We start from the raw sequence: 20,139 nt of genomic DNA on the forward strand, positions 1-20,139 counted from the left end.
AGTAAATACATGACGGAACTGTTGATAAACACGATTGTAAAAGAGGGCGAACCGGGCACTAGTCAAATTGAATTTTTGAGCCGCTTAGGAGAGGAAAATTTACCAATTGCGGGTGTAGAAGTTCGTAGAGAAATGTTTTCAGCAGATGCTGCAAAACGAAAAGAAGAAATGGAAACAGTTCGATCACTAAAGAAAAAGTATGATTGGAAAATGATGTATTCTGTTCCAGAATCCTTATTTTTATCAGGAGGAATAAATCCGGAGCTGGATATTTGGCTGGAGGAACTCGCTTCATTTGAGGGCATCAGCATGAAGGTTAATACGGGTGAATTTTGTACGTTATCAAAAGAAGCAGCACAACAGTTCACTCAAAAAATGGGTGATTCTGGTATTCAGCTTAGAATTGAAAATGATCAGACACCTGAAAATGGAAAACTGGCCAATGTAAAAAGGGTATTGGAAACAATCAAGGCAGAAAAATTACCGATTGATTATACTTTTGATTTGGGAAATTGGCAGATTATGAAGGAAGATCCAGAAAAAGCCTGGGCAGAAATCAGCCAGTATGTGGATGTGATCCATTTAAAAAATATGGATGCACAAGGAGAAGCAGTATTGCTGGATAAAAAACTGGCTAATTGGCCTTTGGTTGTGAAAAATCAGAAAATTGTTATTTTTGAGTATCCAATGAACTTTACAGAAATACCACAAGAAATCAGCCGTGTTCAAGCAGTTATTGTTTAGTATCAAAAGGAGAGGGATGAGAATATGTATGAAGCAAATTCACAAAGATACAACAAAATGAGCTACACTAGAAGTGGAAAATCCGGCGTTTTACTGCCACCGATTTCCTTAGGCTTGTGGCGAGGTCACGCATTATCCACCCACGAAAAAACAAGAGAATTGGTATTGCACGCATTTGATGAGGGAATCATTCATTTTGATTTGGCAAATAATTATGGTCTGACACCTGGCGATGCAGAAAAAGTTTTTGGTAAAATCATGAAGGAAGATTTGGCTGCCTATCGGGATGAATTAGTCATTTCAACAAAAGCAGGTTTTCATATGGGACCTGGACCTTATGGGGAATGGAGTTCGAAAAAATACCTTGCCTCCAGTTTAGATCACAGCTTGCAACGGATGAATTTAGATTATGTCGATATCTTTTATACCCATCGGCCAGATCCCAATACACCTTTTGAAGAAACCGCAGAGGCACTTGATTTAATTGTTCGGCAAGGAAAAGCTTATTATGTGGGGATTTCTAACTATAATCCAACAGAAACCGCTGAAATGGTTCGTCTATTTAGAGAAAGAAGAACACCTTTTGTGATTCATCAAATGTCTTATAATATGATGAATCGGGAAGCAAGAGACAGTGGACTATTAGAATTTTTAGATGAGAATGGTATTGGCAGTATCGCTTATGGACCGTTGGCAGAAGGGTTGCTTACTGATAAAATGAGTGAACATATTTCTGAAGATTTACCAATTCATCGCACAAATAAGCAACTTCTTGATGGTCCTGCAAGAGAAAAAACACAACAAAAACTACGGAAATTAGCTGAGATTGCTCATCAACGAAATCAGACACTTTCTCAGTTGGCCTTGGCTTGGCTGCTCAATCAAAAGGAAATCACTTCTGTTGTAGTGGGAGCAACTAAGGTGCATCATCTAGATGATAATTTACAAACATTAGAAAACGCCTTGTTATCTGTAGAAGAAAATAAGCAGATCCAACAAATTCTAAAAGGATAAAAAAAGAGACGTATTTTGATTAATGAAAAATGCAAAACAGCCGTAATCTGAAGTGATTGCGGTTGTTTTGCATTTCTTTAGGCATCACTGAAGCCAAAAAAACAATGAAGTTGAAAAAAGAAACTGCCTTATAAAGTTATGAGATTGTTGCCTTACTTGAATCAATGGCAATGCTGGATACGGGTTGTTGTTCTAATTATCTAGTTTTTTGTTTTCTCTTTGAAATTCAATGGGGGAAACACCAACTTTTTTTCGAAAAATTCGACTGAAATAATGGGGATCTTCGTAGCCGACTTTTGTTGCGATTTCAGAGATGGAATAAAGAAGCTGGTGATCGGCAAGCAGTTCCTTGGCTTTTTGAATCCGAAGCTGAATCAAATATTCTGAAAAAGAGTAGCCCAATTCTTTCTTCATTTGTCGACTAAGATAAGTATCACTGACGAATAAACGAGCAGCAACGGTATTCAGGGCAAGATTTTTTTCTGAATAATGAGTATCGATAATCATTTTTGCTTCCTGTGGGAGAGTAAGTTTTGAAACAGTAGCAGGTTGCTTTTTTAATAGCTGTGTCAATTGAGTGAGAATTTTTTTTAGATCAGTTTTTGGAATCGGCTTTAATAAATAATCATAGACATTTAATGTGATCGCCCGTCGAGCAAAATCAAAATCGTCAAATCCGCTGATGATGACGATAATCGTGTCCGGGTACCGCTGGTTGAGTAAGTGGATCAAATCCAGCCCGTTCATGTCAGGAAGATTGATGTCTACAAAAGCGACTGCAACAGATTGTTTTTCAAAAAGGGTGAGTGCTTCTTGACTATCGGCTGCTGTGAGTACTTGTTGAAAAGGAGAAGGAATCGTGCGGATATAGCCGGCTAATCCTTCCCGCAGTGCTTTTTCATCATCAATGATTAATAGTGTCGTCATTTTTTTCTTCCTTTTCTATTGGTAGGTCGATTTGTGCAATGGTTTCTTCGGTAGAGCTAAAAAAGAGTAGATGAGCATTTAATCCATAAAAAAGTTGAAGTCGTTGTCGGATATTGGCAATTCCGTAGCCAGTAGAAGTTGGCGTTTTTGTTGGTGAATTAAGTTGAATTAGCTTCTCTTCCGGAATTGGTAAGCCAGTGTTTTTTACTTGAATCCGAATAGTTTCAGTTGTCAGTTTTGTCACCTCAATTGCTAAGCTAGAGGGACGTTCTCGTAAGGGACGAATCCCATGATTAATGGCGTTTTCAACTAAGGGCTGCAATAGAAAATGCAGCATGGTTTGTTGTCGTAATTCTTCTGGCACATGAATCGTAAAGGATTGTAACTCTTCGTGACGCAATTGTTGGATTTGTAAATAGCTTTCTACATGCGCCAATTCATCTTCAATCGTAATCAATTCATTCCCACGATTCAAGCCTTTTCGGAAGAAAGTACTGAGATATTCGATCGTCGTAACCGCTTGATCGATATCATTACCTAAAATCTGCCACTGAATCAAATCCAAAGTATTGTAAAGAAAATGCGGCTGAATTTGCGTCTGCAACACCTGAACGGAGGCTTGTCGATAAAGCGCTTCGTTTTCATAAACCTTATCTAAGGTTTGATTAAAGGTCGTTGCTAACTGGGCAATTTCCTGAGGTGATTGGATATCTGCACGAATATTCCGATTTCCTTTTTGTACCTCAGCCATGGTGTTACTTAGTGCAAGAATCGGCGCAATGATTTTTCTTGATAAAAGCAATAGTAAAATTGCTAGAAGGGAAAGGACAATAATCGTAATGATGAACAATAGACGCCATAGCTGATTGGTGGTTCCCCCTAAACTTTTTTTAGGAACGATGTAGTTGACTTTCCAATCTGGAAGGAGATCGATTCCGCTAGTAAAAAGGATTTCTTTTTTTTCATTAATTTTTGGTGATTGATTGTCTGCGCCCACTAAGGTTCCTTTTCCATCATATAACGCCAAATCTTTGGCTAGTGTCTGAACATTTGATAATGGAATCGCCGCTGAAATAAAATTTGTGCCATCTTGTAATGGGCGATTTAAGCGATAGAGAATAATCACTGCAGCTTGTTGATCTTCTTTGGAATGCAATAGGTCACTAACTGTATAATCCAATTCAGGATGTTGGACTAATTCCTTAAAATACGAACGTTCCTTAACAGAGAAATTTTCATAAAATCGAGAATAAGAAACTCCTTCACGAGAAACTAATCGAATTGATAAATAGTTCCGTTGATTTTGATTTTCAAGAGCAAACGTTTCATCAAACAGTGATTCACGGGTATAGCTGTGACGAGCAGGTAAATCTGCGATTAAACGTAATTCCGCAATCCGTTCACCGAACCAACTGTTGATTTGGTTTGTTCGATTATCTACAAACTGTTGTGTGATGGACTGATTCAAAGGCAAAACATTTCGTGACAATTCAAAACGCATGGCACCAAAAATCAAGAGAGTTAGAATCGTCGCAACAAAAATAAAGAGAAAAAATAGTTGTTTTTTTATAGAACGCATGGGGCACTTCCTTGTGTAATTTATCACTTTCGACTGAAATATCCACCTAATGTTGGAAAAGTCCAAAGAAAATTTTGGGGTAACTAATTATACTCATGGTATCACAAAAAGATAAGGAGCGTTTCAAATGAAAAAGATTGGGCTATTTTTAGCAAGTTTCATGACTGTTTTATTGATTGCCGGCTGTGGTTCATCGGCAAAAGAACAAACGGTTGAAGGAACTGGAGAAGGAAAGCATGGCGATATAAAAGTTGAGGTAAAGCTCAAAGACGATCAGATTCAAGATATTAAAGTAGTTAAGCAAGGAGAGAATAAAGTCTTATCTGAGCCTGTCTATAATCAATTAAAAGATACGATTATCGCTGGAAATTCAATCGATGTTGATGTTGTCAGCGGATCTAGTGCAACAAGTGAAGGATATATTGCGGCGGTTAAAGATGCTATTGAAAAATCCGGCGTGACTTTAGCTGCTGTTAAGGCAAAAAAAACGAAGGAAGCCAAAGTAGATACAGATCAATCCTATGATGTGGTAGTTGTAGGTTCTGGCGGTGCTGGTTTTAGTGCAGCAATTGAAGCCAAAGAAGCAGGAAAAAATGTTGTGATCGTAGAAAAAATGCCGACAGTCGGTGGGAATACACTGATTTCTGGTGGGGAAATGAACGCACCAGGAAATTGGGTTCAAAAGGATTTGGGAATCAAAGGGGATTCTGTTGAAGCCTACTACGAAGATACAATGAAGGGCGGCGATAATCTAGGAGATCCTAAAATGGTTCGGATTATGGCAGAAAGCGCATTGCAATCGGCTGAATGGTTGAGAGATGACATCCACGTAAAATTTTTGGATGACCAATTGTTCCAATTTGGGGGACATTCTTACAAACGGGCATTGATTCCAGAAGGACATACAGGGCAAGAACTGATTACGAAACTCAAGAAAAAAGCGGATGAATTAAAAATTCCAATCGTATTGAATACACGGGCAAATACATTGATCCAAGATGCAGATGGACGAGTAACCGGCGTGAAAGCACAAGACAATCACGATAATGAAATTACTTTTCATGGGAAAGATGCCGTTATTTTAACAACCGGCGGCTTTGGTTCGAACGTGGAAATGCGTAAAAAATATAACAAAGAATACGATGAACGGTATAAATCAACGGATACGGAAGGAACAACCGGGGACGGGATTGTCATGGCAGAAAATGTCGGTGCAGCTTTAACCAATATGGAGAGCATCCAAACCTATCCAATCGCCAATCCAAAGACGGGCATGATTTCTTTATTAGCGGATACCCGTTTTGACGGTGCAATTTTAGTCAATCAAGAAGGCAAACGGTTTGTCGAAGAATTGGAACGTCGAGATGTGATTTCTAATGCTATTTTAGAACAAACTGGAAAATATTGTTACCAAATTTGGAACGACGATATCGATGCAATTTCTAAAACAAAGGCTGCTCATAAAGATGAATACGATGAATTAATCAAAGAAAAATTATTGGTCAAAGCAGATACATTGGAAGAAGCAGCTGAATTTTTCGATATTGATGTTAATAATTTGAAAGATACAGTTAAAAAAGTCAATGAATACGCAAAAAGTGGAGATGATAAAGATTTCCATCATCGTGGAGGATTAGTTTCCTTAGCCGATGGTCCTTATTATGTAGAAAAAGCAGTCCCTTCGATCCATCATACGATGGGTGGTGTTGTCATCAATGAAAAAACAGAAGTACTTGATGAAGATGGCAAGGCAATCCCTGGACTCTATGCCGCTGGTGAATTGACGGGTGTTATCCAAGGAAGCAACCGATTAGGCGGAAATGCAATCACGGATATCATTACCTTTGGTCGAATCGCAGGTCAAACGGTCGGGAAAGAATGAGTGATTCCTTCTAGAGACATCTCAGTTGTGAAAAACGCTTTCTTATGCTATTTTGATAACAAGAAAGGGGCTGTTTCTAGTGGATATTTATTTGAATTTTAAAGCGGAAGCCCGCGAAGCAATTGCTTTTTATGAAAAAGCTTTTGAAACCAAAGCTACGGACATCACAACGTATGGTGAAATGCCGGGAACAGAAGAAATGCATCTATCGGATGAGGTTAAGGACATGATTATTAATGCCCGTATGGAAATCAACGGAACCTTGGTTATGTTTGCCGACAATCCTGAAGGGGTCGCTCCAGAATTGATTGTGGGAAATAATATTTCTTTAGTTATTCAACCCAAAACAGAAGAAGAAACGAAACAATTATTTATCAAACTTTCAGAAGGCGGAAAAGTCGAAATGCCGCTGGATGAAGCACCGTGGGCAAAATTATACGGCATGGTCACCGACCGCTTTGGTGTAAATTGGCAGTTGAATTATGCGTGAAAATGATTTGTAAAATTATGAGTTAAAGCCAAAATACTTAGGATGAACGTTAACCAACCATTCGGTTGGTTAACGTTCATTTTTTTTACTTTTCATGGTCACTGTATCTTTTTAAAAAGATTTCAAGAATGAGATCGACATGCACCATTAAAAAGGCTCTTGATGTAATATCATAATTGTGAAAAACATTTGTAGGAATATTACTATTTATATTTCTGTTTGTAAGATTGTTTAAAGAATTGTTTGGCGAGTTGGTGATTGACAGTATCGTATTTCCTTTCTGCCTTACTTTTCTTGCTGAAACGAGCAGGCTTTGTGTTTCCCCGCTCATACTGACAAAAATAACTAAATCATCTGATTTTAGTAATTGTGGTAAAAGATCTAACATATGTGACTCATAGATATACATAGATGGACGATTCAATTGATATAAACGTTTACTCATGTATTCAGCAATCGGTTTTGTTAAACCGACTCCAACAAGAAAGAGATTATTTGCTTCTTGAATCTTTTTGGCAAAGTACTCAAGGTTTTCTAGGGTAATTAAGGTAAGAGAATGTGAGAAAAAATTTTGATATTGCAGGAGCAAATCTTTTTCTTTAATATAAACGGTTTGAGTTAGAAGTCGATTGATTTCATACTTAAATTGTGAGAAACCTTGGAATCCTAAACGTTGAGAAAGACGTATGATTGTCGAGTTGGATGAGGCAATTTTTTGTGCTAAAGCGGTCAAATTTAATTGGGAAATTAATTCTGGAGTATTATCCAGCTCATAAAAGGCAGAGCGCTCGGCCTCGCTCAATTCAGAAAGTTTATTTCCATAATTTTCAATCAGTAGACCCATAATATCCTTCTCCTAAAAAACTAATTTCTCTCATTCTACATCAATCTGGATAATTATCCAACTGTTGAATGAAATGGATTTCATTTTATTGCTATAGTTGCTTTGTTAAGAAAATATGGAGGTAAAAAAATATGAAAATTGAGACGATGACGCAACCAGAATTATTGCAAATTCAAAAGTCTTTTTCTACAAAAGAAGAAATATTAGAAGAATTGACAAAATGTTTAAGTGAAAACGGTTATGTGACAGATTCAAAAGAATTTTTGAGAGCAGTATACGAAAGAGAACATCATTCTGAAACTGGTATGGAAAATGGTCTAGCAATTCCTCACGGAAAAAGCAAAGCAGTTAAAAAGGCTGGCTTCGCAGCAATGACATTAACGAAACCGCTCCAAAAAGAGGCATGGGCATCACTAAATCCAGAGAACCAAGTTGAAATTATATTTTTATTGGCTATTCCTGAAACAGAAGCTGGGACAACACATTTAAAATTATTATCCGAACTCAGTACTCGTTTAATGGATGATTCGTTTGTTGCTTCATTAAAAAGCACCTCAACAGCAAAACAATTCTACGAACTTTTGTCTGAGAATGGGGAAAAGGCATCTCCAAAGTTTGCTGAATCCAAAAAGTTTGTTTTGGGGATTACTTCTTGTGCGACGGGTATAGCACATACCTACATGGCGGCAGAAGCGTTAGAAAAAGCAGCAGATCAAAAGGGTATAGCAATACATGTTGAAAAACAGGGTGCCAATGGAATAGAAGATCGTATCACAACAGAAATGATTAAGAAGGCAGATGGAATTATTTTTGCTGTCGATACAAAAATCAAGGATCGTGAACGATTTGCTGGAGTTCCATATGTTCAAGTAAAAGTTGCAGAACCACTAAAGAACAGTCAAAAATTATTAGACCGGGTGTTGAATTCTCCCGATGGAATGGTTGACGGTGAACGGACAGAAAATAAAGAAGAAATAAATAAAAAAGGATTTAAATCAGAGTTGATGTCTGCTGTGATGACGGGTATTTCCTATATGATTCCGTTACTTGTTGCGGCTGGATTGATGTTGGGAATAGCAAAATTGATTTGGATATTAGGATTAGGTATGGATCCAGGATTAATTGGAGATGTAAAATATAATAATTCGGATGGACTAGTTGGCTTTCTTCATTTATTAGATAATTTTGGAAATATGTTGTTTAAATTTATTTATCCAGTTTTCTCTATGTTTGCTGCCTATTCAATTGCTGATCGTACAGGACTGATTGCTGGTTTTGCTGGCGGTTTATTTGCTGGTGGATTGCATTATACTTTTTGGGGAATTGAAGGTGGAATTCCTAGTGGATTTTTGGGTGCATTAGTATTAGGGATAAGTGCTGGTTATATTTCACGATTTTTGAATGAAAAAATTAAGCTAAGTAAAAATCTTAATGCTATGAAACCAATGTTCCTTATCCCAGGGTTATCTGTATTATTAATTTTTATCTTGAACCTGTTCATTGTTGATCCAATTTTTGGTGGATTGAACAAAATTATTTCTGATGGTATCACGAGTATGAGTGGTTCTGGTAAGTTAGGTTTGTCAGCCATTATTGCCGCTGCAACAGCTTTTGATTTAGGCGGTCCAGTAAATAAAGCCGCTGGTGCAATTGCGATTGGCTTATCAGCAGATAAAATATTTCCATTGACGCCTAGAGTCCTTGCTATTGTTATTCCACCACTAGGTCTTGGTTTATCTACGATGATTGATCGTTTTGTTGTTGGACGGAGAGTTTATCCTCAAGATTTACGAGTTGTTGGTGGTACTTCATTTTTATTAGGTTTTCTAGCGATTTCTGAAGGTGCAATTCCATTTATGTTAAGAAATCCACTTATCACGATTCCTATTAACATTATTGGATCAATCATAGGTGCTTGTACAGCTGTAGCATTAGGAGCAGTCCAATGGTTACCACTTCCTGCAGTTTGGGGATGGCCATTGGTTACCCATTTGCCAGCTTACCTTATTGGGCTTACGGTAGGTGTTTTAGTTATTGCATTGGCAAACATTTTTGTTCGATATGCATTGTTAAAACGAGAAGAAGCGAAATAAATATAACTAAAAAGAGACTACGACTGAAAGATGAAGATTATTTCAGTCGTAGACTTTGATTTATGGATTGTAGAGTTACAAGGATAGGTGGGAATTTTATATGAAGAAAAAAGTATTTGTAGTTCCACATAGTCATTGGGATAGAGAGTGGTATTTTTCAATTGAAGATTCCAATGTATTATTAACGGAAAACATGTCTCAATTACTTACTTATTTAGAAAATCATTCGGAATTTCCAACATATACGTTTGATGGTCAGTATTCAGTAATTGAAGAATATTTAAAGTATAAACCTGAGGACCGCCAAAGGGTACACCGGTTGATTAAATCAGGAAGACTACATATTGGTCCATGGTACACTCAAGGAGACACCTTATTAGTACAAACGGAATCGATCATTCGTAATCTTTTATTAGGAAAACAAGGTGCTGAAAAAATGGGTCATTCTATGAATATTGGCTACTTACCAGATATTTTTGGTCAAAATTCTTATCTCCCAAGTATCTTTAAACGATTTGGAATTGGGTACAGCATATTACAACGAGGTGTTTATAATAATCAACTCTCGGATGATTTAAATTTTTGGTGGCAATCTCCAAATGGAGAAAGGATTCCAACCAACAATCTTTTTTTGGGTTATGGACCAGGAAAATTTTTAGCAAGCGATAAAAAATATGTTGAAGAAACGTTATTGCCCATGTTGAAAAAATTAGAAATGAGAACGAAGGAAGATTCACCAGTTCTTCTTCCTGCTGGTGGAGACCAGGTATTCATACGGACTCACTTTCCAAAAGTTATTCAAGAGTTAAATCATCTTAATCTTGATTACGAATTTATTTTAAGTGATTATGAAAGTTTCATGGAGCAAGCATGGATGGATACAAATCGAAAAACAATTTCTGGAGAGCTGATTGCTAGTCAAAATTCTAGAATCCATAATACAATCCGATCACAAAGGGTCGATATTAAGCAACTAAATTCTCGTGTTGAAGATAAGCTTTATAAACAATTAGAACCATTGGCTGTTTTAAGTAAAAAGCTTGGAGGGAATTATCCACAAACATGGATAAACCATTGCTTGAAATTACTATTTGACGTACATGCCCATGATTCAATCGGTGGTTGTAACTCAGATGAGACAAATGGCGAAATTATCAATCGTTTACGGAAAATAGAACGAATCATAGACGACTATATAAATATCTTAAAAAAACAAATTAGTCGAGGTATTTTAAAGAATCATGAAGGTGTAATTGCCTTCAATTTATTACCTAAAGCGATAAATAAGCAACTAGAATTCATTCTCTTCACAAAAAATAAGCATGTCCTTTTAAAAGATAGTTTTGGAGAAACCCTTTCACAAGTAATAAAAAGTCAGGAATATATTTCAGGTGGAACAAAGGTACAAGTTACTGCCGATGGAGAGAAACAAATTGCTTTACCGGGGTATTACCGAACGAGTATTGTTGCCCAAGTTTCTTTTTCTGGATTTGGTTATCGTCGGTTGAATATTTCTGATGAAAAGAATCAACTTCCAAAAATATGTTCAACGGGTAGTATTAGTAACGAGTTTTATAGAATCGAGGTTATCAATGGTCAAATTCAAGTAGAACGATTCGATGGGAAAAAGAAAAAGAACCTATTTGATTTTGAAAATAGAGCAGATGCGGGAGATTCCTATGACTTTTCTCCATTAGCTAATGATAAACCTAATTACTCTTCATTATTTAGAGTAATCGAAGTGAGACAGTCTGCTCAAGAAAGCGAAATTACGGTAGAAACAAATCTTAATGTAGCGAATGACTTGGCACATTTTGATGAAAAAAAGAAGAAGTTAGTAATTGTATCAAAATTAAAACTGATTAAAGGCTCTGATGTGATTCGTATTCAGCATACATTAAATAATGAGATGAAAGATCATCGCGTTCGAATGCGCTTTTTTACTACTAACGAAGAACAAGTTAATTATGCAGATCAGGGATATTCCTTAATTAAGAGAACCAATGAGAATGATTATTTAGATAATTGGAAAGCACAGGGCTTTGTTGAAGCACCTCAGCCAATTTACCCTCTTGAACGCTTTGTTTCGATACCTGAAAAGGATGGAAACGTAACAGTTTTTACAGAAGGGTTGAAAGAATATGAGGCAAAAGGAGAAAGTTTGGCTATTACATTGTTTCGAAGTGTCGGATTGCTGGGTAAAGACAACTTAGCATGGCGCCCAGGTAGGGCTTCTGGAATCAATAATAAGACTATTGAAACGCCCAATGCTCAGATGCTGGGAGAACTTCAATTTACTTTAGGGTATCGTTGGGGAAATGAGAATCTTGAACCAGAAAAATTATATACCGCTTATGAAGACTTTTCCTGTCAACAATTAACCTATCAGCTTCAGTATTTAAATAGTTATGAAGAACGAGTTGAGCGATTTGAATTACCTCAACCAGAGAATCTGATCAATCTTCCTAGTGAGAAAATATTTTATCAGGTGCCTAAAGAATTTTTTGTAGCAACTCTAAAAAAAGCTGAGAATACAGGGGAGATAATTATTAGGCTCTTTAATCCCGAAGATAGAAAAATAACTCTTCCAGTAGAATATAGACAACATATTAGGACCTTGGATGAAAAAAAATTTAATGATATATCGAAATTAGGAGAGAAAGATTTTGTTACCCTAGCATTGGATTTAGATACGGATTGTTAATAATTAACAAAAACACAAGAATGTGTACAAGATAATTTTCTGTACACATTCTCGCGTTTTATCTATAGTTATTGTATCTGCTTACAACTCCTTATATACTCAATTTATCAAATGGAAGGAGCAACAAAACATGAAGGAATATTTACAAAAATTAGGGAAATCATTAATGATGCCGATTTCAATTATTGCGGCAGCAGGTATTTTCTTAGGTTTAGCTTCAGTGTTACAAAATCCAGCAATCGTTGGAGAAACATTTACATCAATGAGTGCAGTACAAAATGTAATTGGTTTCATCCGAGCAATTGTTGGTGCACTATTTGGAAACCTGCCTATTCTTTTTGCCGCTTCAGTGGCGATTGGACTGGCAAAAGGAGAAAAAACAACGGCTGCATTTTCAGCAATCATTGGTTTTATTTTATTCCACATAACGATCAGCTATTTTCTTAATCTTAATGAAATCAATGCAACAACGATGTCTGTCGATGCGTTGGTTGCTGGGGGAAGCTCTACATTAGAAGCGACAAGAACAGCTTCTTTATATGAAACGGTCTTAGGTGTCTTTACTTACCGCATGAACGTCTTTGGTGGAGTCGTCGTGGGAATTCTTGTAGCGGCAGTTCACAATCGGTTTTACAAGACTGAACTTCCAATGGCAATCAGTTACTTTGGTGGAAAACGATTGGTTCCTATTATGACTACTGTGACAGTTCCAATTCTTGGTATTCTTATGTATTACGTGTGGCCAATCTTAGGGCAAGGTATTGAAGGAATTGGAAATATTATTGCAGAATCAGGTTCATTTGGAGTCTTCCTGTTTGGTTTCATCGAACGATTACTTGTACCGACAGGTTTGCATCATATTTTAAACCAGCTTGTTCGTTTTACGCCAATTGGCGGTGTAGCAATGCTTGATGGTGAACAAATTGTTGGCGCGTTAAATATTTTCAATCGCTTGTTAACAGAATCAAATCCAGATATGTCTGTGATGCGAGAAGCGACTCGTTTCCTAGCGCAAGGAAAAATTCCTTTTATGGTCTTCGGGTTACCGGCAGCCTGTTTTGCCATGTTCCAAACAGCACGTCCTGGAGAAAAGAAACGGGTCAAAGCCTTGTTATTGGCAGCAGCCATTGCGAGTTTTACTACGGGAATCACTGAACCTATCGAATTTTCATTTATCTTTGTTTCACCAATCTTATTTATTTTCCATGCATTGATGTCAGGATTGTCCTTTATGTTGATGAGTTTGTTAGGCGTCTCCATTGGAAATGTTCAGGGTGGTGCGATCGATTTAATCGTTTTTGGAGCCTTAAGAGGAACAAGTACAAACTGGTTCTTTGCCGTTTTAATCGGAATATTCTACGCAGCTGCTTACTATTTTGTTTTCCGCTACGTTATTTTAAAAAGAAATGTCAAAACACCTGGTCGAGAATTAGAAACAGACGAAGTGTCTACACCTGCGAAGGTAGCGGATCCTTCCGAACTGGGTAGTATTATCGTAAACGCACTCGGTGGCCGGGAAAATATTCAATCAATCGATAATTGTTTTACCCGGTTGCGATTAGTTTTGGTAGATACAAATAAAATCGACGAAGCCATCTTAAAAACGACTGGAGCAGTCGGTGTCATGAAATTGGATGATAAAAATGTTCAAGTCGTTTATGGACCTCAGGTAGAAGGAATTGCCTTGAAAGTAAAAGATTCTGCAAATATGAATGACTAATAGTAAAAAGGATTAAGCCTATCCTGACTTAATCCTTTTTACCTTAAATCTTAAAAAGCGGAAGAGTAGTATGTTTTTAGATATTCGGTAAATAGTTTATTTACCAAATAATGAAAACTTAGGCGATCAGAAACATCGATACCATCAATAATCACTCGGGAGGTCATTCCATATAATTGATAATCGGTGATTTTCGAAAGCTGATTTTGGGAAAATCCAGTGATACTAACCGTTGTGGCTCCCGATACTTTAGCAATATGAACCGGATTAATGATATTTTCGATTTCTTCACTGATGCTAAAAGCAATCACGACATCGTTTTTCGTTAGTTTTTTTGCAGCATGCCGCATCAAATGTGGATCAAGATAAATTTGGCTTTTTTTTCCTAAAACACTCAGATAATTATGAAGCTCTTCTGAAGGCAATCGGGATAATCCAACGCCCAAGATTAAAATTTGTTCTGCTTCAAAAATGACTTTGTTGATTTGAGCTAGGGTATCCAAATTTAATAATTGCTTTGTGCGGACAAGCTGATCATCAAGAGAAGTAAAATCAGAATAGCTTTGTTCCTCGATAGTGGTGATATAAAGAGCCTCTTTAAAATCGGAGTAACCAATAAAGCCCAATTTTTTACACATACGAGTAATTGTATTTGGTGCAGTAAAAAATTTTTTGGCAACATCACGAATCGTCAGCTGCTGTATAGTCGTTGCATGGTCTAAGAAGTAACTTAGCAACTGCTCTTCATTATCATTAAGAAGATGGCGATTTTTCTTTAAGAGTTCGTAAAAATACATGATTGACACACCTCAATTTTTTGAAATGAAAGGACATACTAAAATGAATCTAGAAACAGCAATCACTAGCCACTTAGAAAAGATCTATAGTGATCAGAAATTAGAAGCAGCAAAAAAGCTTTTTCAGGAATTACTTACAGAGTATAACAAAAAAGATTTCGAAGCAAAAGAACGTCTGTCGGAAAAAAATGTTTACCTGATTACCTATGGAGATAGTTTCTATGAAAAAGGCCAAGCACCATTACATGTATTGAACGAAATAGTATCTGAGACGTTATCAGATACTATCACTGATATTCACCTTTTACCGATGTTTCCCTATACTTCTGATGATGGTTTTTCAGTTGTGGATTACTTGAAGATCAACCCGGACCTAGGTGATTGGTCGAATATCGCTGAATTAGCGGATTCAAAACGATTAATGTTTGATTTTGTAGCAAATCATATGTCCAAATCAAGTGAATGGTTCCAACATTTTCTGGAACATGATCCTGACTTTAAGGAAGCGTTCATCACTTTTGATCCAACCTTTGATAGCAAAAACGTCACAAGACCACGGACATCACCGTTGTTCCATGAATACGAGAACAAAGCAGGTGAACAAATTCAAGCATGGACAACATTTAGTGAGGATCAAGTAGATGTAAATGCGCAAGATCCTAAGATGCTTGTTCGTTTAACAAGAGTTTTATTAGAATATGCAAAAAAAGGTGCTGCCTCAATTCGACTAGATGCTATAGGTTTTTTATGGAAAGAAAGCGGAACAACCTCCATGCACTTGCCGCAAACCCATGAAATTATCCAATTATGGCGGACCATGTTAGATGAATTAGTGCCAAATATGCAAATTATTACAGAAACAAACGTGCCTCATCAGGACAATATCAGCTATTTTGGTAATGGAGAAGATGAAGCGAACCAAGTGTATCAATTTCCGTTACCACCTTTGACACTATTTAGTTTCATTACTGGAAATGCTGATAAACTAACTACTTGGGCAGAAAGTATTCATCGTGTATCTGATACAGGTACCTATTTCAATTTTCTGGCATCCCATGATGGTATTGGCTTAAGGCCAACAGAAGGTATTTTAACGGATGCAGAGAGACAACTGTTAGTAGATCGTGTCATTGAAAATGGTGGAAAGATTTCCTATAAAAATAATCCCGATGGAAGCCAATCCGTTTATGAAATGAATATCAATTATAGTGAAGCCTTGAGAGATAATTCGAATGTTGTATCAACCGAAAAAAGAATGATTGCAGCGCATCATATTTTATTATCAGTCATTGGCGTGCCTGCTATATACTACCATTCAATTTTTGGATCAAAAAATGATGCGGCTGCTGTCGAGCAGACAGGTATTAATCGACGAATCAATCGAGAAAAACTAGAAAAAGAAAAACTTTTAAAAGACTTAAATGAAGATAGCTATCGACAAGCCATCTATGAAGGGATTACTCAATTAATTAAAATTCGTGGGGAACAAGCAGCCTTTGATCCTTATGGTGAACAAAAGGTTATCAAATTGGATTCTCGGGTATTTGCCTTAAGACGGATAAATCAACAAGAATCGATTTTATCATTGACCAATGTCAGCAATACACCTGTTACTGTCAATCAAATCAGTGGTGTTGATTTGGTTAGTGGTAGACGAATTGAGGGAACGCTTGAATTAGATCCATATGACTATGTTTGGATAAAAGAGGACGTGAAATAAATGAAAGTTGTAGCAGCGATTGATTCCTTCAAAGGGAGTGCATCTTCAGAAGAATTAAATAGGGCAGTTTTAAATGCTTTACCAGCTGATGTTTGGACCGAAAAACTGAATGTTCCGATTGCTGATGGGGGAGAAGGAACCATCGAAGCTCTTAGACACGCCTTGGGAGGAGAATTGATTTCTTTCACGAGTCTAGATCCGTTGGGTAGACCCGTGGTTAGTCGGTATTTAATGACAGACTTCAAAGGACAACAAACGGCTTTCATTGAATCTGCGGCAATCATTGGCATCCATCTTGTTCAACCTTCTGATAAAGCAGTAAGACAGGGCTCCACTTATGGCTTGGGTTTACTGATTAAAGATGCAGTAGCGCACGGGGCTCAAGTAATTTATGTTTCCCTAGGTGGTAGCGGAACTTCTGACGGAGGATTGGGTCTTTTGCAGGGGTTGGGTGGAAAAATCAAGACGGCAAGTGAGGGTAATCCATTATTAACCATTTCAGATTTTGACTTAGAACCAGCTCGTCAGGAAGTTACAGACATTACATTGATTGCATTGGCAGATGTGACGAATCCCTACGTGGGAGAAAATGGTTTTGCTGAAATTTTTGGCCCTCAAAAGGGTGCTGAAACTGAAACAATCAAGGAAATGAACAAACAGGCAAAAAAAGTATCAGAGAAAATTCTTAAAAAATATGGAATTGATTTAGCCAATGAAGCAGGAGCAGGAGCCGCCGGCGGTTTAGGCGGTGCAATTCTAGCGTTAGACGGAAAAATTCAACCAGGATTTACAACCATTAGTCGTTTAATAGGATTAGAAGAAAAAGTAAAAGATGCAACGCTTATTTTTACAGGAGAAGGACGATTGGATGCGCAAACGGCACAGGGAAAAGTTCCTTTTGGAGTAGCTACTTTGGCAACACGAGAACAAATTCCTGTGATTGGAGTATGTGGTAGTCGGGCAGAAGACATTGGTGAATTAGCAGAACTGTTCTTAGGCGTTTTTAGTATCCAACAATCGCCTGTTTCTCTTGAAGAGGCGATGAAAAAAGAAACAACGTTGAAAAATATCGGATTGACTGCGTCGTCCTTGGCGAATGTCTTTTATTGGGGGAAACAAAATGATTAAAGCAATCGCAGCAGATATGGACGGAACATTTTTAACAGATGAGAAAGAGTATGATAAGCAACGATTTTTAAAGCAATATGAAAAGATGAAAGCAAACGGAATCGCTTTTATTGTTGCTTCGGGAAATCAATATTGGCATTTGAAAAAGTATTTTCCTGAAATTGCGGAGGAAATCACGTTTATCGCTGAAAATGGGGCTTGTATCATAGAAAAAGGGAAGGTCGTTTTTGAACGGGCACTTCCTAAAGTAGTAATCACCGATATATTGGATGTTTTAGAAAGAAACGAGGATTTAAAGGATTTTCGTCTAGTTATGTCTGGAAAAAAACATGCATATATCTATAAAGAATCTGCACCCGAATATATGAAAAAAGCCCAATTTTTTTACCAAGAATTACAAGCGATAAAAGATTATCGCACTGTAGAAGACACAATCTATAAATTTGCTTTGAATTTCCCTGCTGAAACAGTGGGTACCTGTGTGCAGACAATTCAGGAAAATCTATTTCAACGTGTTAAAGCAGTAACAAGCGGCCATGAGGCAGTTGATCTTATCGATCCTAGTGTGGGAAAAGAAGCGGGACTGACTTTCTTAATGAAAAGATGGCAGCTGGAAAAAGATCAAATTGCAGTTTTTGGAGATAATTTAAACGATCTAGGGATGTTTGAATTGGTGAATTATTCGTTCGCAATGGGAAATTCTCGAGAAGAACTAAAAGATGTTGCATATAAAATCATTGGAACAAACAATCAGCATGCTGTTTTAGATCAAATTGATGTATTATTAGAAGAAGAAAGAAGGAATTGAGATGTTTGGATTCAATAAGAAAAAAAGCGCACTATTTGCTCCAGTTACTGGAGACTTGATTAAAATTGATAAGGTCAAAGATCCTGTTTTCTCTCAAAAAATGATGGGAGACGGCTTTGGTGTTGAACCATCAGAAGGAGCAGTCTTTGCACCAGTGAGTGGAAAAGTTACGGCGATTTTTCCAACCAAGCATGCAATCACCATTTTGATGAAAGATGGTACTGAAGCGTTGGTTCATATGGGAATCGATACGGTAGAGCTTAAAGGACAAGGATTTGAAATCCTTGTTCCTGAAGGGCAAGCAGTCAGCGAAGCAGACCAGTTGGCAACCATTGATTTAGACTTTCTAGCCGAACAAGGGAAACGAAGTACAATTTTAGTTGTTTTTCCTGATGCAAAAGATAAAAAAATTCAAGTAACTGAAGGTAAGGTTACTCATAGTAGTGAAGTAGGACGTTTTGAGTAAGACGTTTTTAAAATGAATAACAGCAAAAACCAAGTGATTGATTCCATTTTTTAAGAATCAAATCACTTGGTTTTTTTATATCCGCTTGATTAATGCCTGATTGGTTTTTTGTCTCATTTCATGAAAATAGCTGGTGTCTTGTTCGATAATATATTTTGTCAAGATGTCGATTAAATAAAGCTGGCTAATCGTTGCACTAAATGAGCCGGAATCCGACGAAAACTCTTTGGATGAAGCGACGAGGGAAATGTCAGCGACTTGAGAGATCGCAGATTTGAGATAATTAGTTATGCTGATGATGGTGGTTTCATTCTGCTTTGATAGCTGAACACACTGCAAAACATCTTTCGTGTTTCCCGAAGTACTGATAGCTAGTGCAATATCCTCTTTTTTTGTCAAAGCAGCATCAATACTTTGCAGATGACTGTCTTGAACATATTCCACCGTCATACCCAATCGTTTTAGTCGATTACTAATATGTTGTGCCGTAATCCCTGAAGTACCGACTGCAAAGATATAGATTTTTTTTGCGCGATAAAGTAATTGGGCGGCCTTGTCAATGTCTTCTGTATCGATGAATCCCTTGGTCTCTGTAAGACTTTTGAGGATGTGGCTATAGGTTATTTCTTTTGGTGTGTCATCAAGCTGATCATCAACCTTGGTTTGAATTGATTCAAACCGAATCAATTCTTTTTTGAAATCTTGAAAGCCGGCAAAACCAATTTTTCGAGTGAAACGAACAATCGTACTTTCGCCAACTTCAGATAATAATGCTAATTCGTTGATGGAAAGATTTACAACTTCATCTGAATTGCTCAGAATATACTGGGCTACTTTTTGTTCAGATTTGCTTAGGGAAGGGAGGTAGCTGCTGATAATCGCTAAAATATCCATGATTTGCCTCTTTTCTAAAAATGGTGAATCGATGTGCTAGTACCATTATAGCCTGTTTATCTTGAGGAAAGAAGTATTTTCCTGCTGGATGGGTGAATTTTGAATTATGGCAAAACGAACCAAAATAAAAAATATAATGTAAAACATTTACAAAAAATAAAAAAAGGCGTAATATTATGCCATAAGAAGGATGTGAGCATATGAAAACAATTATGCTGGTTTGTTCGGCAGGCATGAGTACCAGTTTATTAGTGACAAAAATGCAAAAAGCCGCAGAAGAAAAAGGGATGGAAGCAGACATTTTCGCCGTTGCTGCCTCAGATGCAGAC

The 20,139-nt window shown here is 37.1% G+C and carries 16 protein-coding genes and 1 pseudogene; 12 read left to right on the top strand and 5 right to left on the bottom strand.

Features of this window, described 5'->3' with window-relative positions; genetic code table 11:
• The first annotated feature begins 9 nt into the window (after positions 1-9).
• Entirely contained in the window at positions 10-744 is a 735-nt protein-coding gene (locus BN1875_RS04595; RefSeq protein ID WP_048603686.1) for a hypothetical protein, read from the top strand.
• A gap of 24 nt (positions 745-768) precedes the next feature.
• Positions 769-1,758: an aldo/keto reductase gene (locus BN1875_RS04600; RefSeq protein WP_048603687.1), complete on the top strand. Its 990-nt coding sequence runs from the start codon at positions 769-771 to the stop codon at positions 1,756-1,758.
• 192 nt (positions 1,759-1,950) lie between these two features.
• Here BN1875_RS04600 and BN1875_RS04605 read toward each other — a convergent pair whose 3' ends face one another.
• Complete coding sequence (locus BN1875_RS04605) at positions 1,951-2,685, bottom strand: response regulator transcription factor (RefSeq protein ID WP_048603688.1); 735 nt, start codon at positions 2,683-2,685, stop codon at positions 1,951-1,953.
• Complete coding sequence (locus tag BN1875_RS04610) at positions 2,663-4,264, bottom strand: sensor histidine kinase (protein WP_048603689.1); 1,602 nt, start codon at positions 4,262-4,264, stop codon at positions 2,663-2,665. Before BN1875_RS04610 ends, BN1875_RS04605 begins: the two co-directional genes overlap by 23 nt.
• 127 nt (positions 4,265-4,391) lie before the next feature.
• Between BN1875_RS04610 and BN1875_RS04615 the strand changes: the two genes are divergently transcribed.
• Together BN1875_RS04615 and BN1875_RS04620 are read left to right on the top strand one after the other, a co-directional pair.
• Positions 4,392-6,146 (top strand): flavocytochrome c, encoded by a 1,755-nt coding sequence (locus tag BN1875_RS04615; protein WP_048603690.1) that lies wholly within the window; start codon positions 4,392-4,394, stop codon positions 6,144-6,146.
• 79 nt (positions 6,147-6,225) lie between these two features.
• Complete coding sequence (locus BN1875_RS04620) at positions 6,226-6,636, top strand: VOC family protein (RefSeq protein WP_048603691.1); 411 nt, start codon at positions 6,226-6,228, stop codon at positions 6,634-6,636.
• 85 nt (positions 6,637-6,721) lie between these two features.
• Here the strand turns inward: BN1875_RS04620 and BN1875_RS04625 are convergent, their stop codons facing one another.
• Complete coding sequence (locus tag BN1875_RS04625; RefSeq protein ID WP_048603692.1) at positions 6,722-7,480, bottom strand: MurR/RpiR family transcriptional regulator; 759 nt, start codon at positions 7,478-7,480, stop codon at positions 6,722-6,724.
• 131 nt (positions 7,481-7,611) lie between these two features.
• Between BN1875_RS04625 and BN1875_RS04630 the strand changes: the two genes are divergently transcribed.
• The 3 genes from BN1875_RS04630 to BN1875_RS04640 all read left to right on the top strand — a co-directional run bounded on the left by BN1875_RS04630 (position 7,612) and on the right by BN1875_RS04640 (position 13,997).
• Positions 7,612-9,573 carry a fructose-specific PTS transporter subunit EIIC gene (locus BN1875_RS04630; RefSeq protein WP_048603693.1) on the top strand — a complete coding sequence of 654 codons (1,962 nt, stop codon included), beginning with the start codon at positions 7,612-7,614 and terminating at the stop codon, positions 9,571-9,573.
• A 100-nt stretch (positions 9,574-9,673) separates the two neighbouring features.
• A complete protein-coding gene (locus BN1875_RS04635; protein ID WP_048603694.1) occupies positions 9,674-12,277 on the top strand; it encodes a glycoside hydrolase family 38 N-terminal domain-containing protein in 2,604 nt (867 codons plus the stop codon).
• A gap of 130 nt (positions 12,278-12,407) precedes the next feature.
• Complete coding sequence (locus BN1875_RS04640) at positions 12,408-13,997, top strand: PTS transporter subunit EIIC (protein WP_048603695.1); 1,590 nt, start codon at positions 12,408-12,410, stop codon at positions 13,995-13,997.
• 50 nt (positions 13,998-14,047) lie between these two features.
• On the opposite strand, the gene BN1875_RS04645 is transcribed toward BN1875_RS04640, so the two are convergent.
• A complete protein-coding gene (locus BN1875_RS04645; protein ID WP_048603696.1) occupies positions 14,048-14,794 on the bottom strand; it encodes a MurR/RpiR family transcriptional regulator in 747 nt (248 codons plus the stop codon).
• A 43-nt stretch (positions 14,795-14,837) separates the two neighbouring features.
• Between BN1875_RS04645 and BN1875_RS04650 the strand changes: the two genes are divergently transcribed.
• From BN1875_RS04650 to BN1875_RS04665, 4 genes are read left to right on the top strand one after another with little or no spacing between them, the layout of a single operon-like run.
• On the top strand, positions 14,838-16,514 hold the full coding sequence (locus BN1875_RS04650; protein ID WP_048603719.1) for a sugar phosphorylase: 1,677 nt from the start codon (positions 14,838-14,840) through the stop codon (positions 16,512-16,514).
• Positions 16,515-17,642 carry a glycerate kinase family protein gene (locus BN1875_RS04655; RefSeq protein WP_048603697.1) on the top strand — a complete coding sequence of 376 codons (1,128 nt, stop codon included), beginning with the start codon at positions 16,515-16,517 and terminating at the stop codon, positions 17,640-17,642. It begins immediately after the preceding gene.
• On the top strand, positions 17,635-18,450 hold the full coding sequence (locus tag BN1875_RS04660) for a Cof-type HAD-IIB family hydrolase (RefSeq protein WP_048603698.1): 816 nt from the start codon (positions 17,635-17,637) through the stop codon (positions 18,448-18,450). The genes BN1875_RS04655 and BN1875_RS04660 overlap by 8 nt, the downstream gene beginning before the upstream one ends.
• Position 18,451: 1 nt before the next feature.
• The gene (locus tag BN1875_RS04665; RefSeq protein WP_048603699.1) at positions 18,452-18,916 is read left to right on the top strand and encodes a PTS sugar transporter subunit IIA; all 465 of its coding nucleotides are present in this window, start codon (positions 18,452-18,454) and stop codon (positions 18,914-18,916) included.
• A gap of 75 nt (positions 18,917-18,991) precedes the next feature.
• On the opposite strand, the gene BN1875_RS04670 is transcribed toward BN1875_RS04665, so the two are convergent.
• The gene (locus BN1875_RS04670; RefSeq protein WP_048603700.1) at positions 18,992-19,810 is read right to left on the bottom strand and encodes a MurR/RpiR family transcriptional regulator; all 819 of its coding nucleotides are present in this window, start codon (positions 19,808-19,810) and stop codon (positions 18,992-18,994) included.
• 200 nt (positions 19,811-20,010) lie between these two features.
• On the opposite strand from BN1875_RS04670, the pseudogene BN1875_RS04675 reads away from it, so the two are divergent.
• A pseudogene (locus tag BN1875_RS04675) lies at positions 20,011-20,139 on the top strand (PTS sugar transporter subunit IIB); the annotation flags it as partial.

Origin of the sequence: Enterococcus massiliensis (assembly GCF_001050095.1) — a bacterium.
GTDB classification, from domain to species: domain Bacteria; phylum Bacillota; class Bacilli; order Lactobacillales; family Enterococcaceae; genus Enterococcus_C; species Enterococcus_C songbeiensis.

Coding starts and splice junctions, on each gene's coding strand:
- BN1875_RS04595 (WP_048603686.1), top strand. CDS start 10: ATGACGGAACTGTTGATAAACACGATTGTAAAAGAGGGCGAACCGGGC.
- BN1875_RS04600 (WP_048603687.1), top strand. CDS start 769: ATGTATGAAGCAAATTCACAAAGATACAACAAAATGAGCTACACTAGA.
- BN1875_RS04605 (WP_048603688.1), bottom strand. CDS start 2,685: ATGACGACACTATTAATCATTGATGATGAAAAAGCACTGCGGGAAGGA.
- BN1875_RS04610 (WP_048603689.1), bottom strand. CDS start 4,264: ATGCGTTCTATAAAAAAACAACTATTTTTTCTCTTTATTTTTGTTGCG.
- BN1875_RS04615 (WP_048603690.1), top strand. CDS start 4,392: ATGAAAAAGATTGGGCTATTTTTAGCAAGTTTCATGACTGTTTTATTG.
- BN1875_RS04625 (WP_048603692.1), bottom strand. CDS start 7,480: ATGGGTCTACTGATTGAAAATTATGGAAATAAACTTTCTGAATTGAGC.
- BN1875_RS04630 (WP_048603693.1), top strand. CDS start 7,612: ATGAAAATTGAGACGATGACGCAACCAGAATTATTGCAAATTCAAAAG.
- BN1875_RS04635 (WP_048603694.1), top strand. CDS start 9,674: ATGAAGAAAAAAGTATTTGTAGTTCCACATAGTCATTGGGATAGAGAG.
- BN1875_RS04640 (WP_048603695.1), top strand. CDS start 12,408: ATGAAGGAATATTTACAAAAATTAGGGAAATCATTAATGATGCCGATT.
- BN1875_RS04645 (WP_048603696.1), bottom strand. CDS start 14,794: ATGTATTTTTACGAACTCTTAAAGAAAAATCGCCATCTTCTTAATGAT.
- BN1875_RS04650 (WP_048603719.1), top strand. CDS start 14,838: ATGAATCTAGAAACAGCAATCACTAGCCACTTAGAAAAGATCTATAGT.
- BN1875_RS04655 (WP_048603697.1), top strand. CDS start 16,515: ATGAAAGTTGTAGCAGCGATTGATTCCTTCAAAGGGAGTGCATCTTCA.
- BN1875_RS04660 (WP_048603698.1), top strand. CDS start 17,635: ATGATTAAAGCAATCGCAGCAGATATGGACGGAACATTTTTAACAGAT.
- BN1875_RS04665 (WP_048603699.1), top strand. CDS start 18,452: ATGTTTGGATTCAATAAGAAAAAAAGCGCACTATTTGCTCCAGTTACT.
- BN1875_RS04670 (WP_048603700.1), bottom strand. CDS start 19,810: ATGGATATTTTAGCGATTATCAGCAGCTACCTCCCTTCCCTAAGCAAA.